This window comes from Pandoraea sp. (genome assembly GCF_041919235.1).
Classification (GTDB): Bacteria; Pseudomonadota; Gammaproteobacteria; order Burkholderiales; family Burkholderiaceae; genus Pandoraea.
The window spans coordinates 186,883-204,775 of record NZ_JAYRUC010000008.1; the positions used below are offsets into that span (position 1 = coordinate 186,883).

At 64.6% G+C, this 17,893-nt stretch carries 15 protein-coding genes; 4 read left to right on the forward strand and 11 right to left on the reverse strand.

Annotated elements, in window-relative coordinates; genetic code table 11:
- Positions 1–9 precede the first annotated feature (9 nt).
- Positions 10–741: an alanyl-tRNA editing protein gene (locus ACE3UG_RS08925; RefSeq protein ID WP_374622460.1), complete on the reverse strand. Its 732-nt coding sequence runs from the start codon at positions 739–741 to the stop codon at positions 10–12.
- A 363-nt stretch (positions 742–1,104) separates the two neighbouring features.
- Here ACE3UG_RS08925 and ACE3UG_RS08930 point away from each other — a divergent pair, with 363 nt between their 5' ends.
- From ACE3UG_RS08930 to ACE3UG_RS08945, 4 genes are all read left to right on the forward strand, one after another.
- A complete protein-coding gene (locus tag ACE3UG_RS08930) occupies positions 1,105–1,542 on the forward strand; it encodes a hypothetical protein (protein ID WP_374622463.1) in 438 nt (145 codons plus the stop codon).
- Positions 1,543–1,570: 28 nt separating this feature from the next.
- Positions 1,571–2,581 carry a hypothetical protein gene (locus ACE3UG_RS08935; RefSeq protein ID WP_374622466.1) on the forward strand — a complete coding sequence of 337 codons (1,011 nt, stop codon included), beginning with the start codon at positions 1,571–1,573 and terminating at the stop codon, positions 2,579–2,581.
- Between the two features lie 445 nt (positions 2,582–3,026).
- Entirely contained in the window at positions 3,027–3,413 is a 387-nt protein-coding gene (locus tag ACE3UG_RS08940; RefSeq protein WP_374622469.1) for a tetratricopeptide repeat protein, read from the forward strand.
- Between the two features lie 23 nt (positions 3,414–3,436).
- Positions 3,437–4,363 carry a hypothetical protein gene (locus ACE3UG_RS08945; RefSeq protein ID WP_374622472.1) on the forward strand — a complete coding sequence of 309 codons (927 nt, stop codon included), beginning with the start codon at positions 3,437–3,439 and terminating at the stop codon, positions 4,361–4,363.
- A gap of 41 nt (positions 4,364–4,404) precedes the next feature.
- Here the strand turns inward: ACE3UG_RS08945 and ACE3UG_RS08950 are convergent, their stop codons facing one another.
- The 10 genes from ACE3UG_RS08950 to kdpF form a co-directional block, all read right to left on the reverse strand.
- Positions 4,405–4,848: a group II truncated hemoglobin gene (locus ACE3UG_RS08950; protein ID WP_374622475.1), complete on the reverse strand. Its 444-nt coding sequence runs from the start codon at positions 4,846–4,848 to the stop codon at positions 4,405–4,407.
- Between the two features lie 78 nt (positions 4,849–4,926).
- Complete coding sequence (locus ACE3UG_RS08955) at positions 4,927–7,476, reverse strand: ABC transporter permease (protein WP_374622477.1); 2,550 nt, start codon at positions 7,474–7,476, stop codon at positions 4,927–4,929.
- Complete coding sequence (locus ACE3UG_RS08960; RefSeq protein ID WP_374622479.1) at positions 7,463–8,059, reverse strand: DUF4126 domain-containing protein; 597 nt, start codon at positions 8,057–8,059, stop codon at positions 7,463–7,465. Before ACE3UG_RS08960 ends, ACE3UG_RS08955 begins: the two co-directional genes overlap by 14 nt.
- Before the next feature lie 312 nt (positions 8,060–8,371).
- On the reverse strand, positions 8,372–8,689 hold the full coding sequence (sugE, locus tag ACE3UG_RS08965) for a quaternary ammonium compound efflux SMR transporter SugE (RefSeq protein ID WP_374622482.1): 318 nt from the start codon (positions 8,687–8,689) through the stop codon (positions 8,372–8,374).
- Positions 8,690–9,009: 320 nt separating this feature from the next.
- Positions 9,010–9,720, reverse strand: a complete 711-nt coding sequence (kdpE, locus tag ACE3UG_RS08970; RefSeq protein WP_374622485.1) for a two-component system response regulator KdpE — start codon at positions 9,718–9,720, stop codon at positions 9,010–9,012.
- Positions 9,713–12,592 carry a DUF4118 domain-containing protein gene (locus ACE3UG_RS08975; RefSeq protein WP_374622488.1) on the reverse strand — a complete coding sequence of 960 codons (2,880 nt, stop codon included), beginning with the start codon at positions 12,590–12,592 and terminating at the stop codon, positions 9,713–9,715. The genes kdpE and ACE3UG_RS08975 overlap by 8 nt, the downstream gene beginning before the upstream one ends.
- A gap of 184 nt (positions 12,593–12,776) precedes the next feature.
- Entirely contained in the window at positions 12,777–13,361 is a 585-nt protein-coding gene (gene kdpC / locus ACE3UG_RS08980) for a potassium-transporting ATPase subunit KdpC (protein ID WP_374622491.1), read from the reverse strand.
- A gap of 76 nt (positions 13,362–13,437) precedes the next feature.
- On the reverse strand, positions 13,438–15,564 hold the full coding sequence (gene kdpB / locus ACE3UG_RS08985) for a potassium-transporting ATPase subunit KdpB (protein ID WP_374622494.1): 2,127 nt from the start codon (positions 15,562–15,564) through the stop codon (positions 13,438–13,440).
- Positions 15,565–15,592: 28 nt separating this feature from the next.
- On the reverse strand, positions 15,593–17,398 hold the full coding sequence (gene kdpA / locus ACE3UG_RS08990; protein WP_374622497.1) for a potassium-transporting ATPase subunit KdpA: 1,806 nt from the start codon (positions 17,396–17,398) through the stop codon (positions 15,593–15,595).
- Positions 17,395–17,487 (reverse strand): K(+)-transporting ATPase subunit F, encoded by a 93-nt coding sequence (gene kdpF / locus ACE3UG_RS08995; protein ID WP_063389843.1) that lies wholly within the window; start codon positions 17,485–17,487, stop codon positions 17,395–17,397. Before kdpF ends, kdpA begins: the two co-directional genes overlap by 4 nt.
- Positions 17,488–17,893 lie beyond the last annotated feature (406 nt).

The following is a 17,893-nucleotide window of genomic DNA, read 5'->3' on the forward strand; positions in this document are numbered from 1 at the left end:
ATGCCAGACTCAGGCGAAGGCCAACACCACCCGGCGCGTGCGCGACGTCTTCTTCTCGATCTTGGCCACCCGTAGCGCGCCGATCTCCGCCGTGTTCGCCACGTGAGTGCCGCCGCATGGCTGCAAGTCGATCCCTTCGATACGCACCAGACGCACGCGCCCCAGCCCCACCGGGGGCTTCACGCTCATCGTGCGCACCAGTTCGGGACGCGCCGCCATCTCCTCATCGCTGATACTGTCGATAGACACCGGCCGGGCGGCCGCCACGAGCGCCGCCAACCCGGCCTCGACCGTCTCGCGCTCGATCGGCTCGTTCGTGACGAAGTCGAGCCGGGCGTACTCGGTCGTGATGCTGCACCCGTCCACCGCATGCGGCAGCACCGCGCACATCAAATGCGACGCCGTATGAAAGCGCATGTGACGAAAACGGCGCGCCCAGTCGAGCTCGGCGCGCACGGTGTCGCCAATCGACAGGCTCGCCAACACGTCGCTCTGCCCCTCGGCGGGTATATGCACCGCGTCGTCGGGGGTCGCGCCCTCGCGCTTGGACTTGCGCGTATCGGCAATCGCCAAGCGCGTGCCATCTGCTAACACGAACTCCCCGGCGTCGCCCGCTTGTCCGCCGCCCAGCGGATAGAAGACAGTGCGATCCAGCATGATGCCGGTCTCGTCGATATGCGTGATGCGGGCCTCGCACTGGCGCAGATAAGCGTCTTGCCGGAAGAGTGCGTCGGTATTCATGGGGCGTCTCCATAGGTAACACCGCATGGTCGCGCGATTCTCGCGTGAGTGACAAGGGACAATCCAGCGCCAGCGCGCCAGTACGGTCGCCGCGCCCCCTGGCCCGGGTGTCTCCGAACGAGCGGCCACCGCCGACTCTGAGATCCGGCAAAGGTTTCACGGCATCGGCCCAACACGGCCGAATTGGGCATACGCGGTGCGCGGGACATCATGGTTTTCCCAATGCGTTCACGCATAGAGATCGGACAACAACTTTGTCCGCAAATCGAAAGAGACGGTTACGGCGTCGACCGTAGCATTCGTGCGAGCACCACGCGCGTGGTGCTTGCCAATCCGAAACGACGCGCACCGGAAACAATCCTCATGCACTCCACGCGACATACCCCCCCGCCCCCCCGCCGCGAATTCTCAGGCCCAGCGCATTCCGGCCTTGGAGAGAGCGCCAGCCTGCGCTACCAGCAGGCGCGCGATGCGTACAACGCGGCCGATTACGCAGCCGCACTCCATGTGCTTTATCCGCTCCTTCAGGAGCGCCCGCTGGACATCAGCGTGAACAAACTGGTCGGCTATACCCACTTCGCGCGCGAAGACTACGCGCTCGCCATCGCACCGCTCAGTGCCGTGTCGATCTTTGCGCCCGACGACCCCGAACCCATGCTGATCTGCGCGCAATGCCTGGCGAAGTTGGGCGATGCGGCACTCGCCCGCGATCTGGCGATCCACGCACTTGAGACCTCCCGGGAAGACGCGGCCTATGCCGGCATCGGCGCCGACGCCGAACGCTTTCTTGCCACGATTTAACGCAAAACTTCATCACCGGGAGTCACTCATGACGATAGGTATCGCTTCGTCCCCCACCCTGCCCACCACGCTCCAGCAGGTATCGAACGGGGTGGATTCGGTTGACAGCCCCCACGTAAAAGTCACCATGCCGGAAGCGCCGAAGGAGCTGATGGCAGGACGTTGGGAGGAATTTCAGAGCGCCATTCAAACGCATCGCGGCGCGCGTAACGCCGCACTCATCGGCCACGTCGTCAATGTGATTGCCAAGACCGCGGCGCTGGGCATGGCTATTGCCACGATGCATGAAGATTGGAAGGGATACGTCGATATTCCCCTTCATACGGTCTCGGCAGCAACGCAGATCGCGAACCTGCTGCTCGCCGTCAGCAAGTTCAGAAACGGCCCTGAGGACATCCCGGGTGCCGAGATCCGCAATACCAACGTCTTCGAGACGCTCGGACAGTGGACTGGCGTCGACTTCCTTCGAGAGTATGGCGGCGTGGTCAATATGGCCGTCACCAATGGGCCGTTGGTGTTTGGCGCCGTACACAACGGCGCAGCACCGCTGCTCGAGACACTGGGCATTTCAGTGCCCGCCTGGCTCAAGGATGCCGCGAACGAAAACGCGAGCACCGCGATCGCCGACGGGGTGGCAACAGCGACCGATTTCGTCCAGAACAAAGTCCTCGGAACGATCATCGACGGCCGCGAACGGCGCGCCTCGGTGGATCGCGTCGTTGCGGCGGAGGCCACGGTGAACTACGTCGTGCTGGAGGACGACGACGGCTATGTGCATATGGGACACCGACCGACCGTGACCTATGACCTCGAGGGCGTGACGGTGGTCCCGAGAATGCCCAAGGACAATGCAGCACAGCCGGGCACGCCGGCCGACACGGCGGACGTGCAATCGGTGGGGTCCAATGCCGATGAAGAATTCTTCGACGCCGTGTCCGACACGGTTTCGTTCGACTCCGATGGCTCGCTCGACACCTTCCACGATGCCTTGGATACCGTCAAACCAGAACTGAGTTCGCGCGCTTCGTCCCCCGTTTAGCCAAGGCAAGTGAATGATGCGGCTCGGTGAGGCGTCCCATCTGCGGTTCCGTGAAACGTCCGTTGGCGGCACGCCGGCACCCGCGCTACGACGACACCTTCTGCGTAGCCCGCGCCATGCCACGCGTGCATCGGTCGCGCTTGCCCGGCGCGCTCGATCACGATGTCGGCCGTAGCGCAATGATTTTCGAAACCCTGTGTCATGGGCCGACAGCCACTGCCGCGCCCATTCCCTACCTGCACGATGATTGCATTGGTGCAATCGGAACCATGAGGAGCGACGTTGTATGCAAAGAACTTCACCTGCGCAACACTCAGCCGACAGAAGCAAAGTCTTGGCCGGCCACCCGGCACACGACATTCCACGAACCCGAGGCCGCGTCCCCTTCGTTGCGATCGCGACGTCGCCGGCAGATTCCGAGCGCGATGCCGAGCTCGATTCATCGTTGGCGTCACCGGCCCCCTCGCAGATTGCTTCGGCGGCCTTCTCACACGCCCACGCGCTTTATGCGGCTAACGATCTCACTGGCGCGGCGCGCGCATTTGCCGATTTATGCCTCGCCTATCCCGAACGCGTGGATGCGTACAAGGCGTTCGGCTACGTGCTTTGCCAACTCGGCGATTATCAATGCGCTGTCGCCCCATTGATGAGCGCGGTTGCGAGAGATTACGGCGACCCCGAGTGCTTGTATTTCGCTGCGGTGTGCATGCAGCGTACCGGCGATGCGCAGACCGCTCGCGACATGGCGCTTGATGCGCTCGAAATGTCGCGGGTCTCCAGCAGACACGGCGAGTTGCACACGAAGCTGACGCGTTTGATCGACTCACTTTGACCCCTTCCAACTGAGCCTCCCGCATGCGCACATCTGACGCCCTGTCCCCCGCTACCTTCGCATCGAACCCCGCCATCACCAGCGCCTCGGTTGCTCCCCCGAACGAGGCATCGCTCACGGGAGAAGTCCGAATCGCCCTTGGAGCCTTGCAAGACAACGGTGGCTCGCAACTCAGTCTGAGGCCGTCTCCGTCCAGCGTCGGCCGCTTTACCGCTTTGATGCATCACGTCGGCAACTTCGGGCTCAGCCTGAGTTCGTTGGGCGTAGCCAGTCTGAACACTGTCAAGGAGACCTACGACTCCAGCGCGCTCGCAACGGCGCACAACGTGACGCTCGGAACGGCCACGCTGGCAACGTTGTCCAGCATGTTTGACCTGGCGGTCGCGCTCGGCAAGTACTGCTCGCCCTCGGCGACCACGGAGCAGATCAAGGACACGGCCTGGCTCTCCTCGGTTGGCGCGGTGCTGGGTTCGAAACACCTCCAGACGTATGGGGGGAAATACCAGACAGCCATTCTCGGCTCGTCGATGATGCTGTTCTTCAATCAGGCGGGAAGAATCGCTGGCGAGCATCATGCAAAGGCCGAGGCAACCGGCAGCGTCATGCCGACGCCGTCAGACGCGCCCTCGCCTTCCGAGTTGCCCCCCGCCGACACGCTCGACGTCGACTCGCTACAAAGCTGCATCGGATTCTCTGCCGCCATTTACCGGGCATTCGGCGGCATTGCCACAGAGGGGCTGATCGCGTGGATGAACGCAGTGGAGGCGCGTCGCTCGATGGATCTCCTCGATCGCCAGACGACTTACGAAAGTGAGTTCGGACTCGACGGCAGATACACGCTGGACACTTCCGAGTCTCCGCAAGCGGCGCGCTCCCCCGACGCGACCGATTCGGACGAGCCGATATCGCACGCTCGCGCAGCCGTGTCGCCAAGCGTCATGAACGTGTAAATCATCAGGCGTGCCCCCACCGCAGGGTGGGGGCCGACGTCTCAACCCGCCCGATTTCGCATCCAGTCCGCCGTGCCATGGAAGGCCTGCATGAGCCGCTCCTGCAACGACACGTCGACGCCGATATCCTGCATCGCCCATGCCATGCAACGCAGCCATTGATCGCGCTCGCTCGTTGCGATCGGAAAAGGCAGATGACGGGCGCGCAGCATCGGATGGCCGAACCGTTCGATGTAATGATTGGGGCCGCCCAGCCACCCGCACAGAAACCAGAAGAGCTTGTCGCGCGAATCGGCGAGCGACGCCGGATGCAGGCTGCGAATGCCCGCGAACTCCGGTTCGAGGTCCATCAGGTCATAGAATCGGTCCACGAGTTCGCGTACGCGATCCTCGCCGCCGAGCAGGGAAAAGGCAGTCGGTTGCGCCGGGGTGTCCTGCGCAGGGTCGTCTGCCTCGGGGGTTTGAGGGGCGTTTTCGGTCGTCATGGCGCCATTGTGCCCCAGGCGCATCGTGTCTGCCACGGGCGGGGTCGCGGCACGATGCCGCACCCCGCCGGAGTGCGCTCAAACGTCGCGCAACGTGCGCAGCGCCGACTGACGCAGCACCGCCCTCAGGCCGCTCCATCCACCGATCAATGCGCACAGCACGCCCGCGCCAATGCCAATCACCGGCAGCCACGGGTTGAAGTACAGCGCGAACTCGAAAACATAACGCGCCAGTGCCCAGCCGAGCACGCCGGCCCCGAGCGCCGCCAGCAGCCCCGCCAGCGCGCCAAGCGTCACCAGTTCCGCCAGATGCACGTCACGAAGTTGCCGTGAGGAGGCGCCCAACGCACGCAAGATGCCGCTCTCGCGCATTCGCTCGTCGCGCGTACCCGCAAGCGCCGCGTACAGCACCAGTACGCCCGCCGCCAGCGTAAAGAGGAAGAGTGCCTGCACAGCGTCGATCACTTGCGACAGGATCTGCTGAATTTGCGCCAGCAACGCGCCCGTGTCGATCACCGTCAGATTCGGGAAGGTACGTACCAATGCATCCGCCACGGCCTGTTGCTGCGGGGCGAGATGGAACGACGTAATCCACGTCATCGGAAAATCGCGCAGCGCGGCCGGTGGCATCACCACGAAGAAATTCACGCGCATCGATCCCCAGTCCAGCTTGCGAAGACTCGTGATCGGCGCGTCGACACGCTGGCCCGCGACTTCGAAACGCAGCGTGTCGCCGAGCTTCAAGCCCAGCGTCTTTGCAATGCCCTCTTCCATGGAAACCTGGGGCGCCGTGGCGTCCCCATACCACTGCCCCGCCGTCACGCGGTTGCCTTCGGGTAACGTCGCCGAATACGACAGGTTGAACTCGCGCTCGGCGAGACGCCGCGCCCGCACTTCCGTGTAGCTGTCACCCGTCACCGGCCGGCCGTTGATAGCCGTCAAACGCGCTCGGATCATCGGCGCGAGCTGCACATTCGGTAGCCCCGCCGCCCGCAGTTGCGCGCGCACGGGTGTGTCCTGGCCCGGCTGAATATCGATAACAAAGCGGTTCGGCGCGTCGGGCGGGCTCGACTGACGCCAGCCCGCGACCAGATCATTGCGCGTGACGGCAAGCAGCAGCAGGGCCATCAACCCAAGCCCCAGCGCCACGACCTGCAACACGCTGCCGAGTTCGCGACGGCGCAGGCCCATGATCGCGTAGCGCCAGCCGATGCCACCCATCGCCCCACCCGCCGCACCGCGACGTCTGGCCCAAGCCGCCAGCGCGCGAATCGCGAGCCATGCAAGCGCACCGAACACGACCGCGCCCGCGATGAAGCCACCCGCCACCATCGCCCCAAGACGCAGGTCGCGCGCGGCAAACAGCAGCAGCGCACCGAAAGCCAGCGCACTCGCGCCATACGCAAGCCATCCTTGGCGGCGCGCACCGCCCACCACGTCGCGACGCAGCACATGCAGCGGCGCGACTTCGGACAGTGGCAGCAACGGCGGCAGCGCGAACCCCAGCAGCATCACCAGCGCGCTCGCCAGACCGAAGACCGCCGGACGCCACGTCGGCGCCGGCAACCCCGCCGGGATAACGTCGCCCAACTGGGCGAGCAGCACCCAGTGCGCCGCATAGCCGAGTCCAACGCCCAAAACACCACCGATCAGGGCGAGTCCGGTGAATTCGAGCGTCACCATCCCACGCAAAGCGCGGCGCGACAACCCCAGGCAACGCATGACGGCGCAGGCGTCGAGATGGCGCTCACTGTAGCGGCGCGACGCGATGCCGACGGCCACCGCCGCCAGCACCGCCGCCAGCAGGGCCACCAGCGAGAGGAAACGATCGGCGCGATCGAGCGTCTGGCGCACCTGTGGCTGCCCTTGCTCCAACGTCTCGATCTGCACGCCGCGCGCCTGCTCGGCGGCCGGACGCGCCCATGCGGAGAACTTGCCGACCTGCGCGGACTCGCCCGCCACAAGCAATCGGTAGGTGATCCGGCTGCCGAACTGCACGAGTCCCGTCGAGGGGAGTTCGTCAAAGCGCATCATGACGCGTGGGGCCAGCGATCCGAAGCCATATCCGCGATCCATTTCGCGCGTGATGACTGCAGCGATGCGCAGCGTGCGGTTGCCTATGCGAATGGACTCGCCGGGCTTGACGTGCAGGGCATCGAGCAACGCCGCGTCGACCCAAACCGTGCCCGGCGCGGGAATCTCGGCGGCGGGCGCATCCGGTGTGCCGGGCGCCGCATCGGCCGCTGTGCGCACGCGCCCGCGCAGGGGATAGCCGTCGCTGACCGCCTTGAGCGATGACAAACGGCTTGCGCCGACCTGCCCGTTCGTCGCCGTGGCGCTGGCCATGCTGGGAAAATTGGCGACGACGGCGGTTGCCAGTCCATCGGCCCGGGCCTGACGCGCAAATTCCGGTGGCAGGGGCGCGTCGCTGCGAACGACCAGATCGGCGGCAAGCATCTGGCGCGCATCGCGCTCCAGCCCGCCCTGCATCCGATCCGAGAGAAAACCCACACTGGAGAGTGCGCCGACCGCCAGCAGCAGCGCGACGAGAAGCAGATGCAACTCGCCTGCGCGCCAGTCGCGCAGGAACATTCGCCATGCCTGGCGGGCAATCTCAGTGAACCCCATCGTCCCTCAATCCTTTGACCCGTGCCAACAAAGAGCGCCAACCTCGCCAGACGCGAGGCAGCCACCACCATGCCAGCACGACGAAGACCAACAACATCACCAGAAAAACGGCGGGAAGGAAGAACGCAAGCGCCAGTCCACCCACCGTGGACACATCTTCGCCGGCTGAGGCTGCGACGTTGGAAAAAGGTTCCGGCGAGGTGTTGATCAGCGCGCGGCTGCCTGCCTTGGCCAGATGCGCCGTGCCGGCCAGCGCGCCGCCAGCCAGACCGGCCAGTACCGTGACGGTCGGGTCCATTTGCCCCAGCGCTGCCGCGCCCAATACGATTCCGGCCGGAATGCGGATAAAGGTGTGCACCGCATCCCAGGCACTGTCGACGAAAGGAATCTTGTCGGCGAAGAACTCGATGAGCGCCAGCACGCCGGCCGTGGCAATCACCCACGTCGACGTCAGCACCATCAGCGATGGTGGCAGGTGCAGCCAGCCCAGACGCGCTGCCAGCCCCGCGCAGAACACCGTCAGGTACAACCGCAGACCGCTGCCCCAAGACAGCCCCGCGCCTAGTGCAATCGATTCAAGCATGGCGACCTCGCTGCCGCCGAAATGACGGCGTCGCACGATCACGCGCCTCGTACCGCCGACGCGGTAACGGCCAACCGGCAGGACGCAATCCGCTCTCACCCTCCCGGCTGGCGTCACGGGCGACGCACGGTCGGCGAACGATCGCCGCCGCAGCGTCACCTCAAATTCATTCGACCGCTACGGCGCCATTATGCCGCGCGCTGCGGCAACGCACCACCGGCGCTGGAATTTGGGGATTTGCCGCAGCCGCCCAAAGCGGTCAGGCACTCAGGCCGCTTGGGCCGCTTGGGCCGTTCAGGCCGTTCAGGCTGGTCAGGCAGCGCTCAGCTTCAACCCGACCAAGCCCGCCAGAATCAGCGTAACGCTCGCGATCCGGGCGGCCGAGGCGGACTCCCCGAACAGCACGATGCCCAGCACAAATGCGCCGACCGCGCCGATACCGGTCCAAATGGCGTATGCGGTCCCCAGGGGCAGCGAACGCACGGCCAGGGCGAGCAGCCAAACGCTGCCGACCATCGCCGCGATCGTGAACACCGACGGCACGAGACGCGAAAAACCTTGCGTGTACTTCAGGCCGACGGCCCACGCCACTTCGAGCAAACCGGCAAATACCAGGAGAATCCAGGCCATGACTGACTCCGATGAAAAAATCGGGGTCGTCCCCGTAAAAGAAGCGATCCGCCTGCCGGGTCGTCCCGGCAATCGGTTCCATCGGATGTCGAACGAAATGGCAGCGTGCCCACGTTGCGAAGCCGCACATTGACGTCTGCCCTCGTCGAGCGTCGGCGGACATGCCGGATGGATCAGAGCGATTCTAGCAAAGTGCTCGGATTCTGGCGGTACACCGCAGCGGCAGGACGGGCATTCGGGAATCTGCGGGGACCGGTGGCCCCATGCCGGCCCGCCGTCTGTCCGGGAACGTCAGGGGCCATTGGCGAGCCTCAGGCCGCTCAGCCGATCGCTTCGATTTCCAGCCGGTAGCCGACGCCCGTCTCCGTCAGAATGTGTTGCGGCTGTGCCGGATCGGCCTCCAACTTCTGACGCAGATGGCCCATGTAGATGCGCAGGTAGTGATTGCTCTCGACGTGGGACGGCCCCCACACCTCCTTGAGCAACTGCCGGTGAGTCAGCACACGCCCCGCATGTCGCACAAGCGTGATCAGGAGCCGGTACTCGATGGGCGTCAGATGTACGGGCTCCCCCGCCCGCGTGACCTTGCGTCTGGCGAGATCGATATGGATATCGCCGAATGAGAACGCTTCGTCGAGCGTCTCCGAATTACCGCCACGATGATGGCGTCGCAACTGCGCCCGAATCCGTGCGAGCAGCTCCGACACACCGAAGGGTTTGGTCAGGTAATCGTCGGCGCCGACATCGAGCGCCACGACTTTCTCTGCCTCCTCGTTGCGTGCGGACAGCACAATGATCGGCATATCGGTCCAGCTTCGCACTTCACGAATGACCTCCACGCCGTCGATATCCGGCAGCCCCAGATCGACGATGAGCAGGTCCGGCTTGCGCGTGGCGGCTTCGACCATGCCTTGCCGGCCGGCTTCCGCCTCGTGCACGATCATGCCTTCGGCCTCCAGCGAGGTGCGCAGAAACCGTCGGATCTGCCGTTCGTCTTCAATCACCACGATGGTGACGGTCGGTTCACTCATGTTGTCGTGTCGGATTTGCGTCGGTTGCGTCGGTTGTGTCGGTTGTGTCGGTTGTGTCGGTTGTGTCGGGAAGGTAGTGCGTCGGCGCCTCGTCGGCCTGCAGGTTTCGCAGGTCGGGCAGGCTCGGCACGTCCGACTCGACGCCTTCCGGTGCATCCGGGGCCGTGGGCGGCGTCTCCACCGGTAACGTGAAGATGAAGCGCGCGCCATGGCCGTCCGGCACGTTGGTGGCGTGAATTTTACCGCCGTGCGCCTCGACAATGGCGCGGCAGATCGCCAGCCCGAGTCCGATGCCGGGCTTGGCGGACTCTTTTTCCCCTCGCATGAACTTCTCGAAGATACGTCCTTCCATGCCCGGCGGCAGGCCCGGACCGTCGTCGCTCACGCTCACCTCGACCTCGTCGCCGTTCACGCGCGCGGCAATTTCGACATGCGAGCCCGCAAGCGAATACTTCGCCGCATTCTCCAGCAGATTGCTGAACAACCGCTCCAGCAGCACCGCGTCGAAGCGCAGCAACGGCAGATCGGCGGGCAGTCGGGTCGTCACCTCATGTCCCGCAAGCACTCGGCGGCAGGCACGCAGCGACGTGCCGACCACCTCTTCGAGCATTTGCCACTGGCGGTTGAGCTGCACTCCGCCCGCTTGCAACTTCGCCATGTCGAGCAAATTGGTCACAAGACCCGACATGCGTTGTGCTTCTTCGTGAATGGCCTCGACGAGTTCGGTGCGCAGCGGTCCGGGCGTCTGCGCATTGCGGACGAGCATACTCGCGAACCCCACGATGGACGTCAACGGGGTTCGCAGGTCATGTGAAATTGCCGAGAGCAAGGAATTGCGCAGCCGCTCGGACTCCATTGTCACGAGCGCATCCTGGGCGATTTCGACGTAATGGACACGTTCGAGCGCCAGCGCGATTTGCGCGGCAAACGTGTCGAGCAAACGCTGCTGCTCCGGTGTGTCGATGGCAGCGCCGCCTTCCGGCTCGGGCTCGACAACCAGAACGCCGCGCGTGCGCATTGGCGCGCGAAGCGGCAGATAGTAGGCGAGCGACGCGGGCAACGTGTTGGTGCCTCGTCCCGCTGGCTGCTGGCGGTCGTACACCCACTGCGCAACATCGGTATCGATATGTTCGGGCATGGTGAGTGCCTGCGCGTTCTCCACCGGTTGCCTCACACTGCTCTGACTGTCCGGCAACAGCAGCGCCACGCGCGCCTGGAACACCTCGCGCACATGGCGCGACCCGATTTCCACGATCTGCGGCGTGGTCAGCGCCGCCGCCAGTTCGCGGGCCATGGCGTACACCGCGCCCGTACGACGTTCGCGCCAGGTGGCCAGCCGTGCCTGGAATCGCAGGCTCGTCGTCAGATGGCTGATGACCAGCGCGACGGTGAGCATGACGGCGAAGGTCAACAGGTATTGGGTATCGGACACCGACAGCGACAGCTTCGGCGGCACGAAAAAGAAGTCGAACGCCAGCACCGACAGAAACGACGCGAGCACGCCCGGCCCGCGACCCAGCCGCATGGCGGCGACGATCACGCCAAGCAGATACAGCATTGCGATATTGGACAGATCCAGGAACGACGTCAGTTCCGCAGCCGCGAGCGTTACCGCGCCACAAATGCCCACCGCCCAGGCGTACGCGCGCCAGGGTCCGCCCACGAGCCCCAACTCGGGTACGGTTTCAAACCAATCGCGCCAGTCCCCGCGCACCACGCGCTTATCGGCCGCGGTATCGCCTGCCGCCGGTCCGATCAGCACCACGTCGACGCCGCGCGCGAGCCGCACCAGTTGCTCATGCAGCGGTGTGCGTGCCGTCCACCAGCGCCGCGCACCGCTCGCCCCCACCACCAGTTTCGAGACGTTGCGCATCTGCGCGTACGCGAGCAGTGTCGTCGCCGCTTGCGCGCCGTCGAGCGTCAGGGTTTCCGCGCCCAACTCCTGCGCGAGTTTGAGCGTCGCGTAAATGCTCTCGCGCCGCCCCGGCGATTGCCGTTGCATGGCCGGCGTTTCCACATGGACCGCCAGCCAATCGGCGCGCAGACTCGCCGCGAGCCGCGCCGCCGCGCGCACCAGCGCCACCCCCTCAGGCCCCGGCCCAATGGCGACGAGCAGCCGTTCGCGCGCTTGCCAGACATGGCTGATCGATTGGTCCGCGCGGTACTCGCGCATCTGCGCATCGACGCGATCGGCGGTACGACGCAGCGCCAGTTCGCGCAAGGCGATCAGATTGCCCTTGCGGAAGAAGTTCCGTACGGCGCGCTCGGCCTGCGCGGCCATGTATACCTTGCCCTCGCGCATACGCTCGAGCAGTTCGTCGGGTGGCAAGTCGACCAGCTTCACCTCGTCGGCGAGATCGAAGATGCGATCGGGCACCGTCTCCCACACGCGAATACCGGTGATCTGTCCAACCACGTCGTTAAGCCGTTCCAGATGCTGCACATTGAGCGTGGTGTATACGTCGATGCCGGCGTCGAGCAATTCCTGCACGTCTTGCCAGCGCTTCATATGTCGCGTGCCCGGTACGTTCGCATGGGCGAGTTCGTCGACCAGCGCCACGCTCGGTTTGCGCGCGAGCATGCCATCGAGATCGAACTCGCGAAGCACGCGTGCGCGGTACTCGACCGATTTCTGCGGCAGGACTTCGAGTCCCTCCAGCAGGCGCGCCGTTTCTTCGCGCCCGTGCGTCTCCAGCACACCGACCACGACGTCGGTGCCCTCCTCGCTCAGCTTGCGCGCGGCCTGCAGCATCGCAAACGTCTTGCCCACGCCGGCGGACGCGCCGAAGAAGATCTTCAGCCGGCCGCGCCGCTCGCGTGCTTCCTCGCGCTGCAGCTTGTCGAGCAATTCGTCGGGATCAGGACGTTCCATGCCAGCCATCGAGTCAGTCCACTGTAAAGGCGCGAGCCATACCGCAAGGCGTGGCTCGCCACGAATCACCGGTCATCCGATGAAGCAAAAAAGGCGGCATGCGCCAGGGCGTGCCGCCAATCTACCGCAGGCTGCCGGGCAAAACCAGCCAATCGTCGGCCAGCCCTGCCCGCCAATGCGCGTTTCAGACACCGCTGCGCGTCAGTTCATCCAACGCCAGGTTCAGCTTCAGAACATTCACCCGGGATTCCCCGAAAATGCCCCATTGGCGGCCTTGCGTGAAGCGCGTCACGAGCGAGCGCACGGCATCGGACGTCAGACCACGCGCTTTGGCCACGCGAGCGACTTGATAATCGGCTGCGGCGGGGCTGATGGCCGGGTCGAGCCCGCTGCCCGAGGCCGTCACCAGATCGCCCGGCACCGGCAGCGTTGCGCTCGGATCGGCTTCGCGCAATGCCGCGATGCGCGCCTTGACGGCATTGGCGAGAGCGGGGTTGAGCGGGCCGTAGTTGGAACCGCTTGAAGCCGCGCCGTTGTCCGGCATCGGCGCCGTGGCCGACAGGCGGCCCCAGAAGTACTTCGGTTCGTCGAAATTCTGGCCGATCAGCGACGAGCCGACGGCCTTGCCGTCCTTATAGATCAGACTGCCGGCGGCTTCGCGCGAGAACGCCGCCCGCCCGATGCCGGTCACGACCAGCGGATACACCAGCCCCGTAATGACCGAGAGCACGACAAACAGGCTCAGCATCGGGCGCAAGAGGGTTTTCATCACGTCAATTCCTTAGAGTTTCAGCAAAGTGGCCCGGATGCACGGCCAATTGGCCGTCGCATCCGGTAGCCTGCGATCAGGCCCAGCCCATCGCGGCGATGATCATGTCGATGACCTTGATGCCGACGAACGGCACCAGAATCCCGCCCAGACCGTAAATCACGAGATTGCGGCGCAGCAACGTCGCGGCCCCGAGCGGGCGGTATTTCACGCCCTTGAGCGCCAGCGGGATCAGCACCACGATGATCAGTGCGTTGAAGATCACCGCCGACAGAATGGCCGACGACGGGCTTGCCAGATGCATCACATTGAGCGCGTTGAGTTGCGGATACGTCGTGGCGAATGCGGCCGGAATGATCGCGAAATACTTCGCCACGTCGTTCGCAATCGAGAACGTCGTGAGGCTGCCGCGCGTCATCAGCATTTGCTTGCCGATCTCGACGATCTCGATCAACTTGGTCGGATTCGAATCCAGATCGACCATATTGCCCGCTTCCTTCGCCGCCTGCGTGCCCGAGTTCATCGCCACGGCCACATCGGCCTGGGCCAATGCGGGGGCGTCGTTCGTGCCATCGCCCGTCATCGCCACCAGCTTACCTTCGGCCTGATACTTGCGAATCGTCGCGAGCTTGGCTTCCGGCGTGGCTTCGGCGAGGAAATCGTCGACGCCGGCTTCGGCCGCAATCGCGGCAGCGGTAAGACGGTTGTCGCCCGTGACCATCAGCGTGGTGATGCCCATCTGGCGCAGTTCCGCGAAGCGCTCCTTAATGCCGCCCTTGACCACGTCCTTCAGTTCGATCACGCCCAGCGCGCGGGTCCCTTGCGCGTCTTGCTCGGCCACCACCAGCGGCGTGCTGCCGCGCCGTGCGATCTCGTCGACCGCACTGGCCAGCGCCACCGGCCACGCACCGCCGGCCGATTCCACGTAGCGCTTGAGCGCATCGGCCGCGCCCTTGCGAATCTGCTTGTCCGCCAGGTCCACGCCGCTCATGCGCGTTTGCGCCGAGAACGGGATGAACAAGGCATTCAGCCCGCCCATCTCGCGCTCACGCAAATTGAAGCGCTGCTTGGCGAGCACAGCGATGCTGCGGCCTTCCGGCGTTTCATCGGCCAGCGACGCGAGTTGTGCGGCATCGGCCAGCGTACGCTCGTCCACGCCCGGCGCGGGCACGAACTGCGACGCCTGACGATTGCCCAACGTAATCGTGCCCGTCTTGTCGAGCAGCAGCACGTCGACGTCGCCCGCCGCTTCCACGGCACGGCCCGACGTGGCTATCACATTGGCTTGCATCATCCGGCTCATGCCCGCCACCCCGATGGCCGAGAGCAGGCCGCCGATGGTCGTCGGAATCAGACAGACCAGCAGCGCCACGAGCACCGTAATCGTGACCGGGCTGCCGGCCTGCGTGACGAGCACGCTGAAGATCGAATACGGCAGCAGCGTCGCCGTGGCGAGCAGCAGCACCAGCGTGAGGGCCACGAGCAGAATCGTGAGGGCGATTTCGTTCGGCGTCTTCTGACGCTTCGCGCCTTCCACCATGGCGATCATGCGGTCGAGAAACGCCTCTCCAGGGTTGACCGTCACCTTCATGACAATCCAGTCCGAGAGCACGCGCGTGCCGCCGGTCACGGCCGAGAAGTCGCCGCCCGACTCCCGGATGACCGGTGCCGACTCGCCCGTGATCGCCGATTCGTCGACCGACGCCACGCCTTCGACCACTTCGCCGTCGGCCGGCACCACATCGCCGGCCTCAACAAGCAGGAAGTCGCCGCGACGCAGACTGGCGCTATCGATCACAAGGCATTCCGCGTCGCGCCGGGGCGAGCGCAATTGCTTGGCCGGAACGTTCTTCTTCGCCTGACGCAGCGAAGCGGCCTGCGCCTTGCTACGGCCTTCGGCGAGTGCTTCGGCGAAGTTCGCGAACAAGACCGTGAACCACAGCCACAGTGCGATGGCGAGAATGAACGGTGCGCTTGCCTCGGCGTGGCCCGCCACGGCCATGCCGAAGAGCACCGTCGTGAGCAGGCTGCCGACATACACCACGAACATCACCGGGTTCTTGGCCTGTGTGAGCGGGTGCAGCTTGCGAAACGAGTCGACAATGGCCGGCTTGACGATGGCGGGGTCGAACATCGACAGCGCGGCCGATGCGTGCCCTTTGCCTGCCGGCCGGGAAACGGTATTTCCTGAGGGTTGATTCATGAGTGCCTCGAATGCCTCATTTCAATATTCAATGTGCACCGATCATCGCCAGATGTTCGGCGACCGGACCGAGTGCGAGCGCCGGCATGTACGTCAGCGCACCGACGAGCAGCACCGTACCGAGCAGCAGCACGACAAACAGCGGGCCATGCGTGGGCAACGTGCCCGACGTCGCGGCAATGCGCTTCTTTCGTGCAAGCGCGCCCGCAATCGCCAGCACCGGCACAATCACCCAGAAGCGGCCGAACCACATCGCGATCGCCAGTGTGCTGTTATAGAAAGGCGAGTTGGCCGACAGACCGGCAAACGCACTGCCGTTATTGTTCGCCGCCGAGCTGTAGGCGTAGAGAATCTCCGAGAAGCCGTGCGTAGCTGGATTCGCCACGCCGGCCAGCCCTGCTGGCACGAGCACCGCGAGGGCGGTACCGAGCAGCACCAGCAGCGGCGTCATGAGCACGGCCACAGCGACCATCTTCATCTCGTACGCTTCGATCTTCTTGCCCAGATATTCCGGCGTGCGGCCGATCATCAGTCCTGCCACGAACACCGCGAGCATGGCGAAGACGAGCATGCCGTAGAGGCCTGAGCCCACGCCGCCGAAGACCACTTCACCCAGTTGAATCAGCAGCATTGGCACCAGTCCGCCCAACGGCGTGAGCGAATCGTGCATGGCGTTGACCGCCCCGCACGAGGCGGCCGTCGTCACCGTGGCAAAAATGCCCGAGGCAGCGATACCGAAGCGCGTCTCCTTGCCTTCCATGTTGCCGCCTGCCTGCGTGGCGCTCGCTTGCTGGTCCACGCCAAGCGTCGTCAGTACCGGATTGCCCGCCTGTTCGGCAGACACCGTGGCCACGGCTGCAATCGAGAACGCAATTGTCATTGCAGCGAGAATTGCGACCCCCTGACGGCGGTCTCCGACCATGCGCCCAAACGTATGGCACAGCGCTGCCGGGATCAGGAAGATCGCGAGGATCTGCAGGAAGTTCGACAGTGGTGTCGGGTTCTCGAACGGGTGAGCCGAATTGGCGTTGAAGAAGCCGCCGCCGTTCGTGCCGAGCATCTTGATCGCTTCCTGAGAGGCCACCGGACCCATCGCCAGGGTTTGCGTCTGCGTCACCGTGGGTGCCGTCACCGGTTTGCCGGTGGCGTCGAGCTTCGGCTGACCGTCCGGGCCGAGGACCGGATTGTCAAAATGCGTGGCCTGGAGCGTTGTCACGTCCTTATAGGCGTCGAAGTTCTGGATCACGCCTTGACTCATGAACACTGCGGCGATCACCACCGAGAGGGGCACCAGGATGTAGAGCGTAATGCGGGTCATGTCGACCCAGAAGTTACCGATCGTCTGTGCCGTATGGCGGGCGAAGCCGCGAATGAGCGCGATGACCACGGCGATCCCGGTGGCGGCCGACATGAAATTCTGCACGGCAAGACCGAGCATTTGCGTGAGATAGCTCATGGTCGACTCACCGGCGTAGCCTTGCCAGTTCGTGTTCGACACAAAGCTCACGGCCGTATTCAACGACGAGTCGGGCGTGACCGCGCCGAACCCTTGCGGGTTCAGGGGCAGCCAGACTTGCCAGCGTTGCAGTGCGTAGACCGCGATCGCGCCGACGGCGTTGAAGCCGACAAGAGCGATTGCGTAGGCGCGCCAGTGCATTTCCTGTTCGGGAACGATGCCGCAGAGGCGATAGAGGCCGCGTTCCAGGGGCGCGAACCAGCGGTTCACGCGCGATTCACCGGCGAGCACGTCGGCCATGAAACGGCCGAGCGGGCGTGCCAGCACCAGCAGCACGACGAGAAAGACGCCGAGCTGAATCCAGGCGTTGAGCGTCATGCCAGGTCCTCCGGCTTGAAGAGCGCGTAGACGAGGTAAGCGAGCAGCGCGAGCGTGAGTCCGCCGCTCAGCCAGTACATGGCTGTCATTGTTGCCCCCCTACCGACGCGCAGAACGCGACAAAGCCGACGGTCGCGGCGACGAACACCGCGAGTACGCCGAGATATAACCAGTCCATGACAACTCCCTATATCGTGTGGCGGCCGGCACGCCACGGACGCGACGCGTCCTCGCATGCGCATGCCGGCCGTGCACTGAACGATACGTAGCGGCGCGTAAAGACGGGGATAAAAGGAAGAAACGGGGTGTAAACAACGTGTAAACGGCGCCACAAAAGCTGACAGTCAGCTGATATCGCGATCGGCGGGCTTAATGTCGGATTTTGTGTGGGGGGGGGGGCGAGAGAATATCGTCGTTCGCGCGGCAGGAGCGCGTCATCGGGGCGGGGCGTAAATCGGCGGTGATCATTCGTGCAAGGTTGGAACAATTTAGAGG